At 51.2% G+C, this 20,379-nt stretch carries 16 protein-coding genes; 10 read left to right on the top strand and 6 right to left on the bottom strand.

Annotated features, from left to right (window positions below):
- Window positions 1–2: 2 nt before the first annotated feature.
- Window positions 3–2,021 carry a type II secretion system secretin GspD gene (gene gspD / locus KNV97_RS19640; RefSeq protein ID WP_136485465.1) on the bottom strand — a complete coding sequence of 673 codons (2,019 nt, stop codon included), beginning with the start codon at window positions 2,019–2,021 and terminating at the stop codon, window positions 3–5.
- 35 nt (window positions 2,022–2,056) lie between these two features.
- Entirely contained in the window at window positions 2,057–2,956 is a 900-nt protein-coding gene (gspC, locus tag KNV97_RS19635; protein WP_256612348.1) for a type II secretion system protein GspC, read from the bottom strand.
- A 224-nt stretch (window positions 2,957–3,180) separates the two neighbouring features.
- On the opposite strand from gspC, the gene hslR reads away from it, so the two are divergent.
- From hslR to KNV97_RS19615, 4 genes are all read left to right on the top strand, one after another.
- Entirely contained in the window at window positions 3,181–3,567 is a 387-nt protein-coding gene (gene hslR, locus KNV97_RS19630) for a ribosome-associated heat shock protein Hsp15 (RefSeq protein ID WP_136485469.1), read from the top strand.
- An 18-nt stretch (window positions 3,568–3,585) separates the two neighbouring features.
- Window positions 3,586–4,476 carry an Hsp33 family molecular chaperone HslO gene (gene hslO, locus KNV97_RS19625; RefSeq protein ID WP_136485471.1) on the top strand — a complete coding sequence of 297 codons (891 nt, stop codon included), beginning with the start codon at window positions 3,586–3,588 and terminating at the stop codon, window positions 4,474–4,476.
- 344 nt (window positions 4,477–4,820) lie between these two features.
- Window positions 4,821–6,449, top strand: coding sequence for a phosphoenolpyruvate carboxykinase (ATP) (gene pckA, locus KNV97_RS19620; protein WP_218562615.1), 1,629 nt, complete (start codon window positions 4,821–4,823; stop codon window positions 6,447–6,449).
- A gap of 110 nt (window positions 6,450–6,559) precedes the next feature.
- A complete protein-coding gene (locus KNV97_RS19615) occupies window positions 6,560–8,479 on the top strand; it encodes an AsmA family protein (RefSeq protein ID WP_218562614.1) in 1,920 nt (639 codons plus the stop codon).
- Here KNV97_RS19615 and KNV97_RS19610 read toward each other — a convergent pair.
- Genes KNV97_RS19610 through KNV97_RS19600 form a run of 3 tightly spaced genes read right to left on the bottom strand, consistent with a single transcriptional unit; the run spans window position 8,454 to window position 10,678 of the window.
- Window positions 8,454–9,380, bottom strand: coding sequence for a bifunctional GNAT family N-acetyltransferase/hotdog fold thioesterase (locus KNV97_RS19610; RefSeq protein WP_136485478.1), 927 nt, complete (start codon window positions 9,378–9,380; stop codon window positions 8,454–8,456). The genes KNV97_RS19615 and KNV97_RS19610 overlap by 26 nt on opposite strands.
- A gap of 34 nt (window positions 9,381–9,414) precedes the next feature.
- The gene (dtd, locus tag KNV97_RS19605; RefSeq protein ID WP_136485480.1) at window positions 9,415–9,849 is read right to left on the bottom strand and encodes a D-aminoacyl-tRNA deacylase; all 435 of its coding nucleotides are present in this window, start codon (window positions 9,847–9,849) and stop codon (window positions 9,415–9,417) included.
- Entirely contained in the window at window positions 9,821–10,678 is an 858-nt protein-coding gene (locus tag KNV97_RS19600; RefSeq protein ID WP_256613005.1) for a virulence factor BrkB family protein, read from the bottom strand. Before KNV97_RS19600 ends, dtd begins: the two co-directional genes overlap by 29 nt.
- A 354-nt stretch (window positions 10,679–11,032) precedes the next feature.
- Here KNV97_RS19600 and KNV97_RS19595 point away from each other — a divergent pair, with 354 nt between their 5' ends.
- Window positions 11,033–11,671, top strand: a complete 639-nt coding sequence (locus KNV97_RS19595) for a DUF2959 domain-containing protein (RefSeq protein WP_218563459.1) — start codon at window positions 11,033–11,035, stop codon at window positions 11,669–11,671.
- Window positions 11,672–11,787: 116 nt separating this feature from the next.
- Here the strand turns inward: KNV97_RS19595 and typA are convergent, their stop codons facing one another.
- Window positions 11,788–13,608 (bottom strand): translational GTPase TypA, encoded by a 1,821-nt coding sequence (typA, locus tag KNV97_RS19590; protein ID WP_136485484.1) that lies wholly within the window; start codon window positions 13,606–13,608, stop codon window positions 11,788–11,790.
- Between the two features lie 495 nt (window positions 13,609–14,103).
- On the opposite strand from typA, the gene glnA reads away from it, so the two are divergent.
- The 5 genes from glnA to add all read left to right on the top strand — a co-directional run bounded on the left by glnA (window position 14,104) and on the right by add (window position 20,084).
- Window positions 14,104–15,513 carry a glutamate--ammonia ligase gene (glnA, locus tag KNV97_RS19585; protein ID WP_136485486.1) on the top strand — a complete coding sequence of 470 codons (1,410 nt, stop codon included), beginning with the start codon at window positions 14,104–14,106 and terminating at the stop codon, window positions 15,511–15,513.
- A 144-nt stretch (window positions 15,514–15,657) separates the two neighbouring features.
- The gene (locus KNV97_RS19580; RefSeq protein ID WP_168797019.1) at window positions 15,658–16,203 is read left to right on the top strand and encodes a DUF4124 domain-containing protein; all 546 of its coding nucleotides are present in this window, start codon (window positions 15,658–15,660) and stop codon (window positions 16,201–16,203) included.
- 134 nt (window positions 16,204–16,337) lie between these two features.
- Window positions 16,338–17,384, top strand: a complete 1,047-nt coding sequence (gene glnL / locus KNV97_RS19575; protein WP_136485490.1) for a nitrogen regulation protein NR(II) — start codon at window positions 16,338–16,340, stop codon at window positions 17,382–17,384.
- A 53-nt stretch (window positions 17,385–17,437) separates the two neighbouring features.
- Window positions 17,438–18,841 (top strand): nitrogen regulation protein NR(I), encoded by a 1,404-nt coding sequence (gene glnG / locus KNV97_RS19570; RefSeq protein WP_136485492.1) that lies wholly within the window; start codon window positions 17,438–17,440, stop codon window positions 18,839–18,841.
- A 238-nt stretch (window positions 18,842–19,079) separates the two neighbouring features.
- A complete protein-coding gene (add, locus tag KNV97_RS19565; RefSeq protein ID WP_218562612.1) occupies window positions 19,080–20,084 on the top strand; it encodes an adenosine deaminase in 1,005 nt (334 codons plus the stop codon).
- The last annotated feature ends 295 nt before the right edge of the window (window positions 20,085–20,379 follow it).

Genomic DNA, 20,379 nt, shown 5'->3' with positions numbered 1-20,379 from the left:
GATTACTCTTCCATTTGTTCTAAAAAGGCCTGAATTTCCGGCGGATGCAGACGATCCTGACCATATTTCGGCAGCACCGGAATATTGTTGTCATCCATCAGTTTCAGCCCTTTATCGGCTTTAAATAACTGCTCAGCGCGAATGTAGTTATATTTACGCTGGGTCACGCCGTCAGCCGTCATGCCGGTACGGATAATGGTCGGCTTGATGAACACCATCAGGTTACGTTTTTCAACCTGAGTACTGGTGGAAGTAAACAACTGGCCAAGAATCGGGATATCGCCCAGCAGTGGTACTTTCGATTCACTTTCGGCGGTCCGCTCATCAATCAGACCACCCAGCACCAGCATCTGGCCATCCTGCACCATCACCGAGGTATTGAGCTGACGTTTGGCAAAGCGCACATCGACCGCGCCGTTCGCACCCAGCACGTTCGACACTTCCTGTTCAATCGACAGCTGCACCGAGTCGCCTTCGTTGATTTGCGGCACCACTTTAAGTTTGATACCCACTTCTTTACGATCCACGGTCTGGAACGGATTATCATTATTCGAACCCGCCGTCGAGCCGGTAATCACCGGCACTTCTTCACCGACAATAAATGACGCTTCGCCGTTATCCATCACAGTGATGCTTGGCGAAGAGAGGATATTGGTGTTCGATGTGCTCGCCACGGCATTAATCAGCGCGGTCCAGTCACCCATCAGCACGCTCACCGCCGCACCATTCACGCCGGACAAGGCCGATGCCAAGGTTGAATAGTCACCAGACTCGGTCACCGAGTAAGGCACACGGTTACCATTGCCATCGTAGTAGTATTCTGTTGTCGTTTGATCCTTAGCCTCTTCCAGCCCCACCATCACATTACCAATCGAGGCACCGCTGTTGCTGAACTGAATCGCCGAACCACTCTCCAGTGAGCCCCACTGTACGCCGAGGTTGATACCATCCGCTTCCGACATTTCCACAATCAGCGCTTCAATCAGCACCTGAGCACGGCGGATATCGAGTTGTGAAATCACATCCAGCAATTCACTCATAATGTCCTGTGGTGCGGTCAGTACGATCGCGTTGGTATCGGCATGCGCGGCAATCATCACATCATCCCGCTTGGCAGAAGCGCCCGGCTGGCCACTTTTCTTCTCCGCTACCAGGTTTTCCGAGACTCCTTTCAGCACATCGACCATGTCTTCAGCTTTGGCGTATTTGAGGTACACCACCCGGTTGTTGCCTTTGGTGGCCATCTCGACGTCGAGCTTGTTGATCAGACGTTTGAGGCGCTGGCGTACTTTCGGGTCACCGGAAATAAGAATTGAGTTGGTACGCTCGTCCGCCACAAACTTTGGCTGCAGGAATTCAGGCGTATTTTTAGTGTCATTCGCTTTATTCAGCGCCTCGACAATACGCACCATTTCAGCGGCAGACGCATTTTTCAGTTCCACCACTTCAATATCTTTGTCACCGGCCTGATCGACCCGGCGAATGATGTCTGCCAGGCGGTTGACCACCGCAGCACGGCCGGTGATCAGAATGATGTTGGCCGGGTCATAATGCACCACGTTACCGGCACCCGCGTTATCAATCAGCTGGCGCAACAGCGGTGACAATTCGCGCACCGAGACGTTCTTTACCGCCACGACCTGAGTGATAACGCTGTCACCATCCATGCGGTCACTGTCCCCCAGCACCGGAATGGCCGAGGTTTTGGCGTCTTTCGACTTGACGACTTTCAGCACACCGTTGTCCATCTCAATCACGGCAAACCCGTACACTTCCAGCACATTGAGAAAAAAGCTGTAGTACTGCTCTTCATTCAGGGTGTCATAACTGCGCACATCGACTTTGCCGCGGACAGAAGGGTCAACAATAATGGTTTTTTCGAGATTGCGACCGACGATGTTGATGAATTCCTGAATATCAGTGCCCTTAAAACTGGCACTGAATTCATTTGCCAGTGCCATTGGCGATGCCGCCAGACTCATGGCGAGCAGCCACGCACTTTTGTTAAGCCAATGCTTCACGGGATACTTCCTCAACCTTTACACAAAGGTGAAAATTAAAACTGAATATAGATGTCATGTTGCTGTCCATCTCGTTCTACGGTCAGGTTAAGCTCGGTCAAATCAGACACGGACTCAAAAAGTTTGCTCATCACATCCGGATCGGTCAGATCCAGACCATTAATTTGGGTGGCAATGTCGCCATTTTGCAGCCCGACGGCTTCAAACAGCGCCCGATCTTTACCCGGGCTGACACGATATCCCAAAATTTGATCATCCTGCTTAACCTGCGACATCGTCACATACTGGAAGATCTCACTGGGATTGTTCGCCACTGCAGCGCGAATGGCTGCCAGTTTGTCTTCCTGATCGTTGGCGCCGGTCTCAGCGCTATTACGCGCACGTCGCTCTGGCTGGGCCGTATTCAATTTAGAATAGTCCAACCCTTCCAACATCAGGGTCTCGTTACGACCAGAATTATCAATAATGACACGATCCGGCAAAACGGCTTTCAGCTTAACCCGGGTACCTTCAATCACCTCGTTCAAGCCGTAGGTCGACTGCTGGCCACGGTTAGCTATGACCGCAAGGCTCTGGGTTGGTTCAGAACTGGCCACCACCCCCACCAGCACAAGGTTAAGACGGGTTTTCGGCGCGTCGACTTTGACCGGTGTGGCCACCGGCGTCACTTTCTCGCTATAGCGGCCAAAAATAGCACCTTGTTGCAGGTTCGTGAGGTCAAAATGAGTTTGATTGGTCTGGCGCGCAGTCACAGAGGGTGCCCAGGCTGACACGGCGGTTTGATCACCGTGAAACATCCACACCATCTTGCCGACAATCCAGGCGGAAAGCGCAATACACAGCACTGCCAGCCAAACACTCAGCGGCTTTTGCCAGCCGGAAAGGCGCTGCATCCAGTTGACGGATGCCAGCGGTTGAAAACTGATACGCTCCACTTCGGTGTCCTTTGGTTCCGTTTTAAACGCTAACGTCATGTTTTTTATTAGTCGGAGCCTTGTATTTCAGGGCTTTAAATAAAATATAGCAATATATCACAACCGAGGAACACTTCTTTTCAGTTAGGTTAAAATTGTCCGCAACCTTGAAAAACTGTGACTCAGACTCCATTGTAAACCGCATTAACGCAGCAAAATAATGAATTTAGAGGTAATTTGCCAGCATGAGTTCCCCATCTGAAGCAGTGCGTCTCGATAAATGGTTATGGGCCGCGCGATTTTATAAAACCCGCTCAGTGGCGCGGAATATGGTCGATGGTGGCAAAGTTCACTATAATGGCCAACGAACCAAACCCAGCAAGCTGGTTGAACTCGGTGCAATCATCACCTTGCGTCAGGGCAACGAAGAGAAAACCGTTGTTATCGAAAGAGTTTCCGATCAAAGACGAGGAGCCCCCGAGGCACAGACCCTTTATTCAGAAACCACTGACAGTGTTGAGAAACGTGAAAAGCAGGCACTGGCACGCAAGCTGAATGCACACAATCCAGCACCGGATCGCCGCCCGGATAAGAAACAGCGTCGCGATCTGCTGAAATTTAAACATCAATAACGAGCCGGACTATTCCTTATGACGACAAGCTCAAAGTCTAAAAACACATTACACCGCTACCTGTTTGACGATCTGTCGGTACGTGGCGAGTTGGTACAACTGGACGACACGTATCAGCATATTATCAGCAGCAAGGAATACCCAGCTCCGCTGCAACAGTTACTGGGCGAACTGCTAGTCGCAACCACGCTGTTGACTGCGACCCTGAAATTTGAAGGTTCGATCACCATGCAACTGCAAGGTGACGGCCCGGTTTCTCTGGCCGTCATCAATGGTGACAATAACCAGAAAGTTCGCGGCGTAGCGCGCTGGGACGGTGAGATTGCCGACGATGCCAGCCTGCATGATCTGATGGGCAAAGGCCATCTGGTGATCACTATCGAGCCGAAGAAAGGCGAGCGCTATCAGGGGGTGGTTGGTCTGGAAGGAGATAATCTGGCTGAAGTACTGGAAGCTTATTTCATGCGTTCAGAGCAGCTGAAGACCCGCCTGTGGATCCGCACCGGTCAGCTGGACGGCAAACTGCACGCTGCCGGCATGCTGCTGCAAATCATGCCTGACGGCACCGGCTCCGCCGACGACTTCGATCACCTGGCGCAACTGACTGCGACCGTGAAAAATGAAGAGCTGTTCAGCCTAGAAGCGAACGAAGTACTCTACCGTCTGTACAACCAGGAAAAAGTCCAGCTGTTTGAACCTCAGGCCGTCGAATTCCTGTGTGGTTGCTCCCGTGAACGCAGTGCGGCAGCCATTATTACCGTCGCCCGTGATGAGCTGAACCAAATTCTGGCCGAAGACGGCGCGGTGAACCTGCATTGTGATTACTGCGGTACCACCTACTCATTTGATTCCACTCAAGTGTTTGAATTGTTCGCCCAGCAGGATTCAGGTTCTCAGACCAAGCATTAATTCTTGTGAATTAACAAGCACGTCAACACAGTCTTACAGCCAGCTTCATGCTGGCTTTTTTGTGATCAAAACCCATAAAAACCCAAAAAAATCAACATACTCCCCTGCAGAACACCCGACTTAATTTCCGCGAATTAATAATCGTTTTGCTCTGGTACTGACGCCAAAACGCAATATAAAATAAGCCCGCCAGCAATATGTGACAGGTTACCTAAAACCACAAATCAGGCATGGTTAATTTTTGACCCATCTCCCTGTTTTTTCCCGACCCCGTTGCTAGCATGGTGAGCAGAAAAAATACAAACATTATAAAAATCCCTACAAATTCCCGATAAGGAGCACCTATGACTGTTATCGAACAAACAAAGGCTGCACGACTTGATCTTACCCAATACGGCATCACCGATGCCAGCGAAGTCATTCGTAACCCGAGTTACGAGTTACTATTTGAAGAAGAAACCCGTCCGGATCTGGAAGGCTACGAGAAAGGCGTGGTCACCGAACTGGGGGCCGTGGCAGTAGACACCGGCATCTTCACTGGCCGCTCACCAAAAGATAAATTCATCGTTAATGACGACACTACCCGCGACACCTTATGGTGGACTTCTGACCAAGCCAAAAACGACAATAAACCGATTAGCCAGGCGGTATGGAATGACCTGAAATCTCTGGTCAGCCAGCAGTTGTCAGGCAAACGCCTGTTTGTGGTCGACGGCTACTGTGGCGCCAACGCCGATACCCGCCTGTGTGTGCGCTTTATTACCGAGGTCGCCTGGCAGGCCCACTTCGTGACCAATATGTTCATCCGCCCGGCCAAAGATGAGCTGGCGGACTTTAAACCAGATTTTGTCGTCATGAACGGCGCCAAATGCACCAACCCGAACTGGCAGCAGCAAGGGCTAAACTCTGAGAACTTCACTGTATTCAACCTGAGCGAAAAAATGCAGCTCATCGGCGGCACCTGGTATGGCGGCGAGATGAAAAAAGGGATGTTCGCGATGATGAACTACTTCCTGCCGCTGCAAGGCATCGCCTCAATGCACTGCAGTGCTAACATGAGCCAGGATGGTGACGTGGCGGTCTTCTTTGGCCTGTCCGGCACCGGTAAAACCACCCTGTCCACCGATCCTAAGCGCGCGCTGATTGGCGATGACGAACACGGCTGGGATGACGATGGCGTCTTCAACTTTGAAGGCGGTTGCTACGCAAAAACCATCAAGCTGTCCAAAGAAGCGGAACCGGATATTTACAATGCCATCCGCCGCGACGCTTTGCTGGAAAACGTCACCGTGCGTGGTGACGGCTCAATCGACTTCGATGACGGTTCGAAAACCGAGAATACCCGAGTTTCCTACCCGATCTACCATATCGATAACATCGTTAAACCGGTTTCCAAAGGCGGCCACGCGAACAAAGTGATTTTCCTGTCGGCCGATGCGTTTGGCGTACTGCCTCCGGTATCCAAACTGACCCCGGAACAGACCAAGTACCACTTCCTGTCCGGCTTTACCGCCAAGCTGGCCGGTACTGAACGTGGCATCACTGAACCGACACCGACCTTCTCGGCCTGTTTCGGTGCGGCTTTCCTGACCCTGCATCCGACCCAATACGCTGAAGTACTGGTCAAACGCATGGAAGCAGCAGGCGCAGAAGCTTATCTGGTTAACACTGGCTGGAACGGCACTGGTAAGCGTATTTCGATCAAAGATACCCGTGGCATTATTGACGCCATTCTGGATGGCTCAATTGAGCAGGCAGAAACCAAACAGGTGCCTATCTTTAACCTTGAGGTACCAACCTCGCTGCCAGGCGTCGATGCTTCCATCCTTGATCCACGTGATACCTACACCGATCCGCTGCAATGGGAAAGCAAAGCCCAGGATCTGGCGACCCGCTTTATCAATAACTTTGCCAAGTACACGGATAATGCCGAAGGCAAAGCGCTGGTTTCCGCCGGCCCTCAGCTGGACTGAAAACCAAAACTTGCCAACAAGCCCCTCTTTTGAGGGGCTTTTTTTGTTGAAGCCAGAATGAAATTGTTCCAAGCTGTGATTCTTAAGGAATGTCACTCAGTCAGGAAACTATGAAAAAGCTGCTCGCGCTAGGGATGGGATTAATCGCACTGTTGCTGGTGCTGATACTGGCTACATTTGGCCTGATGCATACTCGCTACCTGACGCCTTCCGCTCAATGGTTAACCGACCATTTATGGCCCGGCGAGCTGACCTTCACCCGGTTAGAATACGACTATCCGCGTCATTTCCGCCTGCACGATGTCACCCTGGATCAAGATGAAAAACCGCTGCACTTTCAGCAGGTGGATGTCTGGCTTAGCGCCCGCCCCTGGCAGGATGATAAATGGGTTATCGACAGTCTGCTGCTTGATGGCGCCAATTTCTCGGCTGGGCTGCCCAGCCACCCTTTCCTGTCCGAACTGAAACTAAACCAACTGGCGCTGCACAATATTGATTTTGCAATGGATGGTCTGATTGCACGCGGCTTTGACCTGCAGATTAAAAACCCGTCCTGGCACAGCGCGACACAACTTCTGCCCTATGGCGAGTTGCAGCTGTCTGCCGAGCAGTTTTACTGGCACAGTGAAGCCATCGACAATGTGTTAGTCGATGCTGACTACCAGCCCGCCGACAGCACGGTTTATGGCGCCTCTTTTATCTGGCGCGGCGGTCAGTTCTCCGGTCAGGCCGAGCAGTATCCGCAAGGCTGGTCACTGGTCAATGTCACCATCAACCAGCTCAACCTGGATCAGGACCTCACTCAACTCACTGCCCCTTGGTGGCCACTCCTACGCAGCCATGTTGCGCGCATCAACAGCCTGGATATTCTCAACAGCAATCTGCGCGTGGCCGGCAGCGAGATGGCCAACCTGGCCCTGTCGGCAGAAAATCTGCAGTTAGACCATACCTGGTGGCAACAGCAGCAAGGTTACCTGTCGCTCAATGCTGACAGCATGACCAGCCATGGCCTGCAATGGGTAGAGCCAAGCGTTAAACTGGACTTCGAACCAGACAAGATCCAAATCAGCGACTTTGCCAGTGAGGTGTTGCAGGGCAGCCTGCAACTGAGTGGTGAACTGACTCCCGGGCAGGTGCACCTGCACCACCTGACGGCTCGTGGTCTGAAGTGGTTTGGCGAACAAGACAGCGACTGGCACTGGCTCAGCATGGATCTTAGCAACTGGCACGCGCTGCAAATTGATCAATTTGATCTGCACAACCTGCAGCTGATCCAACTGCGACATACTCCGGCCTGGCAGTTGACTGGACTCAATGCCGAAGGCCGCGATACCGAGCTGATGCGGGATGGCAAATGGGGACTTTGGCAAGGCTCCGCCATCATCAGCGCCAATAACGCCAGTATCGGTTCAGTGCTCAGCAGTCAGGGCATTATTGAAATGCACAGTGACAATGGCCGCTGGTGGTTGGATCGCGCATTTCTGCCACTGGAAAAAGGCTACATCGATGCCAATGCGGAATGGCATTTCGCGGCTGACAGCGCGCCGTGGAAAGTGGCGCTGCATACCGACGGACTACCGCTGACCGAGCTGCACCAGTGGCTGACACTGCCTTTTCGTTTCGATGCTCTGGCGGATCTGGATCTCAATGCCGAAGGACTGGCCGGCGATTATTCCATGCTGGCTCATTCACTCACCGGTGAACTGCAACTGGGTTTGCGTCATGGCGTGCTCACCACACAACAGAACCAGCAATTAGTGGTTCAGCCATTTACACTGGATGGGCTGACTATCAGCGCGGACCGCGGACGTTTACAGCTTAACGCGGCGCCGCTAGCTGGGCCCGGACTTGATGCCCGCCTGCAAGGGAATATCGACTTAGTCGCCCCGCAGCAAGGGACACTTGAACTGCAGTCGCGCCAAGGCTGTCAGCAAACCCGCTTCGACCTGCTGCGTAATCAACAGGCTGAAGAGACTCTGTCAGCCAAAGCGTGTGCAGACACACTCAGTCGCGAGCGTGCTCGAGAATAGACTGATAATCGGGGATAAGCATGTAGGTTCCGGTAAACTCGACCGCGTCCTTGTCGCCGCTGGCGATGATAACGCGCATCACAATCCGCGCTTTACGCCCGGACTCCAGACGGTCAAGATCACCACTGATCCCATCCAGAGAAGTGGACGCCACCGGGTTATAGACTACCGGATGGCGGTAACGGATACGGCTGTCCACCAGCACAATATCCCCTTCCAGATTGCGTTCACGCATCAGCAGCCAGGCCATCCCCCACCCCGTCAGAGTGGCCAGAGTAAATGCTGAACCGGCAAACATGGTGTTGTGCGGGTTAAGATTAGGATTAAGCTGAGCCCCGCACTGAAACTGGTAACCTGTGTACTGCAGTACCTTGATGCCCATTTTTTCACTGATCGGAATATGCTCGCCCCAGCGTTCCTGCAACTCAGTGCACCATTCCGGTTTGCGCAGTACATCTGCCATCGGATCAAGGTGTTTGACCATTTGCTGATGGCGGACCGGGCCGCGTTCATCCGTGAGTTCACCGCGTTGCTCGAATCCGTTCTTTTCATAGAATTTTATCGCATCCTCACGCGCATTACACACCAGCCGTTTGGCCCCTTCCTGACGCGCCAGCGACTCCAGCGCGACCAGGATGAGTGATCCCATACCTTTGCTGCGCCGGTTCGCTTTCACCGCCATATAACGAATCTGGCCGTCACTGTCCGGAGTAATGTACAGACGTCCAATCGCCATCGGCCGGCCACGTCCGTCAACAATCATGCGGTGATGGCTCATGGCATCGTATTCGTCCCGCTCCGAACCGAGTGGCATTCGCCATGGCTCGCGCAACATCTGCCAGCGAAAATGAAAATACTTATTGAGCTGATTATCCGTCTTCGGCGTAATAAGTTTGTACATAGAGTCGGTTCCTGCTGGCTCTAAAGAGCCGTCGTTAAGCCTGTAACCAGAAGGTTACCGGACCATCATTGATCAGTGACACTTTCATATCCGCGGCAAAACGGCCACGCTGTGTCGGTAGTACCTGAGTGCATAAATCGGAGAAGTAATCGTACAGGCGTTCAGCATCCTCTGGATGAGCACCACGGGAAAATCCGGCCCGGGTGCCCTTTTTGGTGTCTGCTGGCAGGGTAAACTGCGAGACCACCAGCACACTGCCGCCGACATCTTTGACACTCAGATTCATCTTACCGGCTTGATCTTCAAATACGCGGTAGCTGGTCACCCGTTCCATCAGGCGTTTCGCTTTCGCTTCGTCATCTTCACGCTCGACCCCGAGCAATACCAGTAAACCCTGTTCAATCTCGCCGACAATTTCACCTTCGACGCGCACTGCCGCTTCACTTACTCGTTGAATCAAGGCTATCACTCTGCTCTTTTCCTTGTGGTTGGGTTGGGGAATTGAGCGCTGAGTTTATCATGTCTGGCTCGTCGCTCCACTCGTCACGCTCACCGAGCGCCGCGGTCACTTCAGCCCCAATCAGCACGATCAACCAACACAGGTACACCCAGACAAACAGAATCGGGATCGCCGCCAGCGCGCCGTAAATCAGCTGGTAAGACGGAAACTGAGTAATGTAAACAGCAAAACCTTTCTTACTCAGTTCAAACAACAAGGCCGCGACCAGGGCGCCGGAGACCGCGTGCCAGATAACGACTTTTTTATTCGGCACCAGCAGGTACAACCCCGAAAAGGCAAAAAAGGACAGCAATAACGGCAGGCGGGCGAGGAAAAAATTAAACGCGCCGGTCAGCGCTTCATTGTCCAGCAGCTTAAGTGACGTAATGTACGACGTCACCGCGATACTGGCACCGACCAAAATCGGCCCCAGGGTCAGGATCATCCAGTACATCGAGAATGAAAAGACCAGACGGCGTTTTTTACGCACCCGCCAGATATAGTTCAGATTTTTATCGATGTTCGAGATCAGTGTCAGCGCCGCGATAAAGAGGAACATACCGCCAACGGCCGTCATTTTACCGGTATTGGTGACAAATTCGGCTAACGCGGTGCGCACCGCATCACCGGCCGCCGGCACGAAATGGGTAATGACATAATCCTGCACTTCATCGCCGACGTTATCGAAAATAGCAAACGAAGAGAGGATCGACAGCAGCACGGTCAACATCGGCACGATAGACAGCAAGGTGATGTAAGCCAGATAGCCAGCGTTCACATTGACTCTGTCGTGCCCCATGCGGGCAAATAAATAGCGGCCGAATAACAGACTATGCTTGACCAGTAACTGGATGTTCAAGGTGTTTCTCCCATTTAACGATATCCGTCCCTGAATGACCAATCTGGCTGGAGTGATCATATGAACATTTGAATTATCTGACAGATAAGGTTTTGAAATTGTAGCGGATCATAGCGCTTAGTGTGACACGCAACGCGGCCAGATGACACAGAATGCAGCGCGATACACAAACTGAACCGGTTTATTGAACACCACTATCAGTTATCACTAAATCGACCAGTAAAGCGGTGTTGAATACGGTATGCTGACTATATCAGGTTACAATGCAATTATTTTAATAGAAAGGAGTTCATGATGCCTTACTTGTTGGCCATCTTGTTATCTGTCTTCACCCTGACTGGTTGCCAGAGTGCGTATTATTCGGCAATGGAAAAAGTCGGCTACCATAAACGTGACATCATGGTTGATCGGGTTGAAGCCGCACAAGACTCACAGAAAGACGCTCAGCAGGAGCTGACCAGCGCGCTCGAAGCCCTGTCAGCCTTTACCCAGTTCGACGGTGGAGAGCTGGAAAGCGCCTATGAGCGCATCAACGATCAGTATCAGCAAAGCGAAGACGCCGCCGCGGATGTGCGCGATCGTATCGCCGCAATCGAAGATGTTTCCCAGGCTTTGTTTGCCGAGTGGCAGCAAGAGTTGTCGCTGTATACCAGCAGCAAGTTGCGTCGCGCCAGTGAGCAGAAGCTGAAACAAACTCAGGCATCGTATCAGACCATGCTGAAAGCGATGAAACAGGCTGAGCATACAATGACACCTGTGCTCAATACACTGCGTGACAACACCCTGTATCTCAAACACAACCTCAACGCCAGCGCGGTCGGCTCGCTGCAAGGTGAATTCGCCTCACTGGAGAAGGATATCCGCAGTGCGATCAGTCAGATGAATGCTGCAATTGCCGAGTCAGATCAGTTCCTCAGCCAGTTAAAACAGTAATGACCGCCAATACCGGACCGGCAGCGGTATTCAGATAGACCGCTCCGGTTAATCCGCTCATGGCGCCAGACAATAAAAAAGCCCTCAAATGAGGGCTTTTTTAATCCGCTGAACGATTACTTACGCGCAGCGCGTTTACGGTCGTTCTCAGTCAGGTGACGTTTACGGATACGGATGCTCTTCGGTGTTACTTCTACCAGCTCGTCATCATCGATGAACTCCAGAGCCTGTTCCAGCGTGTATTTGATCGCAGGAGTCAGAACCTGAGCGTCATCAGTACCAGAAGCACGTACGTTGGTCAGCTGCTTACCTTTCAGACAGTTTACTGTCAGGTCGTTAGAACGGTTGTGGATACCCACTACCTGACCTTCATAAACCTCATCCGCGTGTTCTGCAAACAGACGGCCACGCTCTTGCAGGTTAAACAGTGCGTAAGTCAGTGCTTTACCGGTTGCGTTAGAGATCAGTACGCCGTTAACACGTTGACCGATTTCGCCACCTTTGTGCGGGGCGTAGTGGTCAAAAGTATGGTACAGCAGACCAGTACCAGAAGTCAGAGTCAGGAACTCAGTCTGGAAGCCGATCAGGCCACGTGATGGCATCACGAAGTCAAGACGTACACGGCCTTTACCGTCCGGAGACATGTCTTTCAGTTCGCCTTTACGCAGACCGATTTTCTCCATGATACCGCCCTGGTTCTCTTCCAGTACGTCGATAGTCACAGTTTCAAACGGTTCCATCAGTTGGCCATCTTCTTCGCGCAGAATAACTTCCGGACGAGATACTGCCAGCTCAAAACCTTCACGGCGCATGTTTTCAATCAGGATAGACAGGTGCAGTTCACCACGACCAGATACACGGAATTTATCTGGATCGTCAGTTTGCTCAACGCGCAGGGCTACGTTGTGTACCAGTTCTTTTTCCAGACGCTCAAGGATGTTACGTGAAGTCACGAACTTACCTTCTTTACCCGCGAACGGAGAAGTGTTGACCTGGAAAGTCATCGTAACGGTTGGTTCATCAACAGTCAGTGCAGGCAGAGCTTCTACTGTGTTCACGTCACAGATAGTGTCAGAGATTTTCAGCTCACCCAGACCTGTGATCGCAACGATGTCACCAGCCGTTGCCAGGTCAGTTTCAGAACGTTGCAGACCCAGGTAACCCAGAACCGTACCCACTTTGCCGTTACGCTTCTTGCCATCAGCACTGATTACCGTCACTTGCTGGTTTGGCTTCACGCTACCACGGGTTACACGGCCAACACCGATAACACCAACGTAAGAGCTGTAATCCAGCTGTGAAATCTGCATCTGCAGTGGACCATCAAGGTCAACGTTTGGTGATTCAACATTATCAACGATTGCCTGGAACAGCGGTTCCATGTTTTCGCCGGTCTCGCCTTCTTCCAGCGATGCCCAACCGTTCAGTGCTGATGCGTAAACCACTTGGAAGTCAAGCTGTTCGTCAGTCGCGCCCAGGTTGTCAAACAGGTCAAATACCTGGTCCATAACCCAGTCAGGACGCGCGCCAGGGCGGTCGATTTTGTTGATAACAACGATAGGCTTCAGACCGTGAGCAAACGCTTTCTGCGTTACAAAGCGGGTTTGTGGCATTGGGCCGTCAACCGCGTCAACGATCAGCAGTACAGAGTCTACCATCGACATAATACGCTCTACTTCACCACCGAAGTCCGCGTGTCCCGGGGTGTCAACGATGTTGATACGGAAATCATTCCAGTTGATCGCTGTGTTCTTCGCCAGGATGGTAATACCACGCTCTTTTTCGATGTCGTTCGAGTCCATGACTCGCTCTTCAACGTCACCGCGCGACTCTAGCGTGCCCGATTGCTGGAGCAGTTTATCTACCAGGGTCGTTTTGCCGTGGTCAACGTGCGCGATGATCGCGATGTTTCTTAGTTTTTCAATCTGAGTAGCCATGGAATTTTGCTTCACTTAATTACACAAATGGCCCGATTTACGGAAGTGCAAACCAGTACCTGAGTTTGGTTAAAAAAACGGCCAATAATGTACCAGATTTTGGCGAAAAGCCTAGAAATATGTGATCTGACTCTGTGAATTTCGCACATTTAGAGCCTAGTCGCGAATTGAAATGAACACAAACCGTCCTGGAGCAGAAAAGACAATTGACAATCACAGAAATAATCGGCTGAATAGTGTTCGCTTTGTTATAAATTGGTGCAGCAAAAACCACTATGCACCATAAGAGTGCAGTAAGGGATCATCATGGTGCAATGGAAAGCACCAAAAAGAACCAAACACTCGCAAAGCATTGAAATTACGGAACTTAAGAAATTGGCACGATATTAGCTTAATAAAATCAGCATTGCTTAAGAAATAGTGCAGCCTTAAGCAATGCTGGTTTCACTTTGATTCGAGCCCAAACCGCTTTATTAACACTGGAGGTTATCCAAGATGTCAGTAGAAAACGTTCTATCGCTGATCCAAGAAAACGAAGTTAAGTTTGTTGACCTACGCTTCACAGATACAAAAGGTAAAGAGCAACATATCTCTATTCCTGCTCACCAAATCGACGCAGACTTCTTCGAAGAAGGTAAAATGTTCGATGGTTCATCAGTTGCTGGCTGGAAAGGTATCAACGAATCTGACATGGTAATGATGCCGGATGCATCATCTGCTGTACTAGACCCGTTCACAGAAGACGCAACGCTAAACATCCGTTGTGACATTCTTGAGCCTGCAACTATGCAAGGCTACGATCGTGACCCACGTTCTATCGCAAAACGTGCTGAAGAATACATGCGTTCAACTGGCATCGCAGACACTGTTCTGGTTGGTCCAGAGCCAGAGTTCTTCCTGTTTGACGACGTGAAATTCTCTACTGACATGTCAGGTTCTTTCTTCAAGATCGATGACGTGGAAGCGGCATGGAACACTGGCACTGAATACGAAAACGGTAACAAAGGTCACCGTCCAGGTGTGAAAGGCGGTTACTTCCCAGTAGCGCCAGTTGACTCATCTCAAGACATCCGTTCAGCTATGTGTCTGATCATGGAAGAAATGGGTCTGGTTGTTGAAGCACACCACCACGAAGTAGCAACAGCGGGTCAGAACGAAATCGCAACGCGTTTCAACACTCTGACGACTAAAGCGGACGAAATCCAAATCTACAAGTACGTTGTTCATAACGTTGCTCACGCATTCGGTAAAACAGCGACTTTCATGCCTAAACCACTCGTTGGCGACAACGGTTCAGGTATGCACGTGCACCAATCTCTGGCAAAAGACGGCGTTAACCTGTTCGCAGGCGACAAGTACGGCGGCCTGTCTGAAATGGCGATCTACTACATCGGTGGTATCATCAAACACGCTCGTGCAATCAACGCATTCGCTAACCCAGCGACTAACTCATACAAGCGTCTGGTTCCTCACTTCGAAGCACCAGTTATGCTGGCATACTCTGCACGTAACCGTTCAGCGTCTATCCGTATCCCAGTGGTACCAAGCCCTAAAGCACGTCGTATCGAAATTCGTTTCGGCGATCCAGCAGCGAACCCATACCTGGCGTTTGCAGCAATGCTGATGGCTGGTCTTGACGGTATCAAGAACAAGATCCACCCAGGTGAAGCGATGGATAAAGATCTGTACGATCTACCAGCAGAAGAAGCTGCAGAAATTCCAAAAGTGGCAGAATCTCTGCAACAAGCTCTGCAATGCCTAGACGAAGACCGCGAGTTCCTGACAGCAGGTGGCGTATTCTCTGATGACTTCATCAACTCTTACATCGACCTGAAATCTAAAGATGTAGAGCGCGTGAACGTAGCAGTACACCCACTAGAGTTCGAACTGTACTACTCTGTATAATTCGCACTCAGTGCCGTTGTAACCGCGGTTGCAATCAATAATAAGGCTCGCCTCGCAGGCGGGCCTTTTTTCTATTGGTTGACGTTCAGAGCCTTATTATCCTTGTCTTCTCACTGCCATATGACAGCTCAGCCAAGGAGTCGCATGAAACGGACCACTCCCCTTGCATTACTGCTGTGTCTGCTGCCCGCAGCAGACACTCAGCCCCAGACCATCTATACCTGGACCGATCATCACGGCACCGTTCATTTTAGTGATAATCCAAGTCATGCCCATAGCCGGGTGCTGCGACTATCCGTTAATGACGCACTGCTCGTTAATGACACACCGCCGGCCTTAACCCCGTCGGTCAATGCGGCAACGGCACAGGTTGCACCGAAACAGCACACAACCACTCAAACAGAGCTGCACATAGAGTGGTTAAAACCGACTCATGAACAGACGGTTCACGACAATCAGGGCAACATCACCCTGCATATCGCACTAAACCGCCCGCTGTCTGAGCAAGAGACACTGCAATTACTGCTCGATGATCAGCCTTTTGGTGCACCCGGCACCAAAACAGTGTGGCAGCTGAGTAATATTGCACGCGGCTCACATACCTTTTTAATTCAGGCTCTTGTAAGCGGCAAGGTTATTGCATCGTCTAGTAAAGTAACGGTGTATCTGCATCGGGCATCCATTAAATAGGTGTGAACAACACTCAATCGCCCGATTTAACAGGGGATTTCACTTTTTATTTCTATACCGTTGCGCCATACTTGACAAAACAGTGCACCATTATTGTGCATTGCATCATTTTGGAACACGGCAAGGACGATACTGTGAGTGCAGAGCTAAGCGAAACCATTCTGAACAATGTTGTAACCGCCACCTTGATGTTGGATGAAACATTGTGCGTACGTTACGCCAACCCGGCGGCCGAACAACTGTTTTCCCAAAGTGCCAAGCGCATTATCAATCAACCGCTGTCAAAACTGATTCAACACGCTTCGATGGACCTGGCTTTACTGTCTCAGCCATTGCAAAGCGGACAGAGTATTACAGACAGTGATGTCACCTTCGTGGTTGACGGCAAACCCTTAATGCTGGAAGTGACCGTTAGTCCGATTTCGTGGCAGAAGAGCTTGATGCTGTTGGTTGAAATGCGAAAAATCGGTCAGCAACGCCGCCTGACTCAGGAGCTCAATCAGCATGCGCAGCAACAAGCAGCGAAACTGCTGGTGCGAGGTTTAGCTCATGAAATTAAAAACCCGTTAGGGGGGTTGCGCGGCGCAGCTCAGTTGCTGGAACGCATGTTACCGGACCAGAGCCTGACCGAATACACCCAGATTATTATCGAACAGGCAGATCGTCTGCGTGCGCTGGTCGACCGTTTACTTGGCCCGCAGAAGCCTGGCAAGAAAACGTCGGAGAACCTGCATCTGATTCTGGAAAAGGTTCGTCAGCTGGTTGAACTCGAAGGTGGCAAAGAGTTGCAGATTGAGCGGGATTACGATCCCAGCCTGCCTAATATCATGATGGATACCGATCAAATCGAGCAGGCTCTACTCAATATCGTCAGTAATGCGGCGCAAATTTTGTCACAGCAGTCGCATGGCGTGATTACCCTACGCACCCGCACCGTGCACCAAGCCAATATTCACGGCCAGCGACATAAGTTGGTGGCCCGCATTGAGATCATTGATAACGGCCCGGGTATCCCACTCGAACTACAGGATACACTGTTCTACCCGATGGTCAGTGGCCGGGAAGGTGGGACCGGACTTGGTCTGTCAATCTCTCAAAACCTGATCGACCAGCACAATGGAAAAATCGATGTAGAAAGCTGGCCAGGACGAACCATATTTACGATTTATTTACCCATCTGATGGTGTGATTATGCGACCACTGAGAATGTAGGTTGCTGTTGAGGAAGAATACTATGAGTAAAGGATACGTTTGGGTTGTCGATGACGACAGTTCTATTCGTTGGGTGATGGAGAAAACCCTGTCGTCAGCAAACATTAAATGTGAAACCTTCTCCGATGCGGAAAGCGTTCTGATGGCATTAGAACGAGAAACGCCGGATGTACTGGTTTCTGATATTCGTATGCCCGGGATCGACGGAATCGAGTTACTGCATCAGGTACACTCGCGCTCACCAGAGCTCCCGGTGATCATCATGACGGCCCACTCCGACCTGGATGCAGCCGTAAATGCCTATCAGAAGGGGGCATTCGAATATCTGCCTAAGCCGTTTGATGTGGATGAGACCCTCACTCTGGTTGAACGTGCGATTGCCCACGGTCAGGAACAGCGTAAAGAGCAGTCACAAAATCAGGTCCCCACCTACGATACACCGGAAATCATCGGCGAAGCGCCAGCAATGCAGGAAGTGTTTCGCGCCATCGGCCGCCTGTCCCGCTCTTCGATTTCAGTGTTGATTAACGGTGAATCGGGTACCGGTAAAGAATTGGTCGCTCATGCTCTGCATCGTCACAGCCCGCGGGCGCAGAACCCTTTTATCGCCCTCAATATGGCCGCTATCCCGAAAGACCTGATCGAATCTGAACTGTTTGGCCACGAAAAAGGCGCGTTTACCGGCGCCAACAATGTACGTCAGGGCCGTTTTGAACAGGCTAATGGCGGAACACTGTTTCTGGATGAAATCGGTGACATGCCGCTCGACATTCAGACCCGTTTGCTGCGGGTACTGGCCGATGGACAGTTCTATCGTGTCGGCGGCCATTCCGCAATCAAAGTCGATGTGCGAATTGTCGCCGCAACGCACCAGAATCTGGAAAAACTGGTTCATCAGGGCAAGTTCCGTGAAGACCTGTTCCACCGTCTTAACGTCATCCGCATTCAAATTCCTGCTTTGCGTGAGCGTCGTCAGGACATCGACAAACTGACCAAACATTTTCTTGCTCTGGCTGCCAAAGAGTTAGGCGTGGAGATGAAAACTCTGCATAGCAAAACAATCGAAATTCTCAATCGTCTCGATTGGCCGGGTAACGTACGTCAGTTAGAAAACATGTGCCGCTGGCTGACGGTAATGGCAAGTGGTACCGAAGTGTTACCAAGCGACCTGCCTTCTGAGTTACTGGCAGAGAAGAAAACGGTCGACTTTGACAGTGATGTCAGTTGGCAGAAGCAGCTTGAAGCCTGGGCAAAATCCGCCCTAGCATCTGGTGAAACTGAAATCCTCTCTTATGCTCTGCCGGAATTTGAACGCATCCTGCTGGAAGCCGCTTTGAATCATACTAACGGCCATAAACAAGATGCAGCCAAAGTGCTTGGCTGGGGACGTAATACCCTGACGCGCAAGCTTAAAGAATTGTATTAGCCCGAAGCATAATCTCACTGAGAGCTATGCAAGGTGGTCTGTAATCAGGCCACCTTTTTATTTTCCGCCGCTGCATTCAGCCCGCAGCAGTCTCCTTTCAGCGAGCGACGAGAGATCAACATATACAGTAAACAAGAACAAAGTCGCAGCAAAATAAGCCAGATTCAGCCATTACAGCTACTGACACTGACCCGATTGGTTTTTATACTTAGCGCAGAATTTGACTTGGTAGATGACAATGATTACAAAAAATATTCCCCTGACTGATCTACACCGCCACCTTGACGGCAACATCCGCACTCAAACCATCCTTGAGCTTGGCCAGAAGTTTGGTATGGCGTTACCCGCCGATACTGTGGAAGCTCTGACACCGCATGTACAAATTGTCGAAGCCGAACCCTCTCTGGTTGCCTTTCTGTCGAAACTTGACTGGGGTGTGGCAGTACTGGGTGATCTGGACGCTTGCCGCCGCGTGGCCTACGAAAACGTTGAGGATGCACTCAACGCGCAGATCGATTATGCCGAACTGCGTTTTTCTCCGTATTACATGGCAATGAAACATAACCTGCCCATTGCCGGTGTCGTCGAAGCCGTGGTCGATGGCGTACAAGCCGGTGTACGCGATTTTGGCGTGCAAGCTAACCTGATTGGCATACTGAGCCGTACTTTCGGCACAAAAGCGTGTCAGCAAGAGCTGGAGGGCATTCTGAGCCAGAAACAGCACATCGTCGCACTCGATTTAGCCGGGGATGAGCTGGGACAACCTGGAGATCGCTTTGTCAGCCACTTTAAACAAGCACGCGATGCCGGACTGAATATTACCGTCCACGCAGGCGAAGCCGCTGGCCCGCAGAGCATGTGGCAGGCTATTCGCGAATTAGGCGCAACCCGTATAGGCCACGGTGTCAAAGCAATTGAAGATCCGCAGCTGATGGATTATCTGGCTAAACACCGGATTGGTATTGAGTCGTGCCTGACATCGAACATTCAAACCAGCACCGTTGCCAGTCTGGCACAACACCCGCTCAAACGTTTCCTTGAGCACGGTGTGCCAGCATGTCTGAATACCGATGATCCGGCAGTAGAAGGCATCGAATTACCATACGAGTATGAAGTGGCAGCCCCGCAAGCAGGTCTAAGCCAAGAGCAAATCCGTCAGGCTCAAATCAACGGCCTGGAGCTCGCTTTCTTGTCTGAAGCAGAAAAACAGACACTGAAGGATAAAGTCGCTCAACGCTGTTAAACTTTCATCAAGCAAAATATACCAAAGCCCCGCCCTTACAAGCGGGGCTTTTTTGTTAGGGTCTAGGGTCTAGGGTCTAGGGTCTAGGGTCTAGGGTCTAGGGTCTAGGGTCTAGAATTTAAAATCAATAACCTGGAAAGATAGCAATATATTCCGGTCTCGATATTGGCTGGAATAGATAAAGAAATAGCGGACGGCCGGGCTGGCGCACCATCGGAGACGCGCACGTCCGGGACTCGTTCGGCCAAAGGACGAAACACTTCTCTATCACCTTAAACAAAAAACCCAGTCATAA

Origin of the sequence: Vibrio ostreae (assembly GCF_019226825.1) — a bacterium.
Classification (GTDB): Bacteria; Pseudomonadota; Gammaproteobacteria; order Enterobacterales; family Vibrionaceae; genus Vibrio; species Vibrio ostreae.
This window is presented reverse-complemented; position numbering and strand designations above follow the sequence as displayed.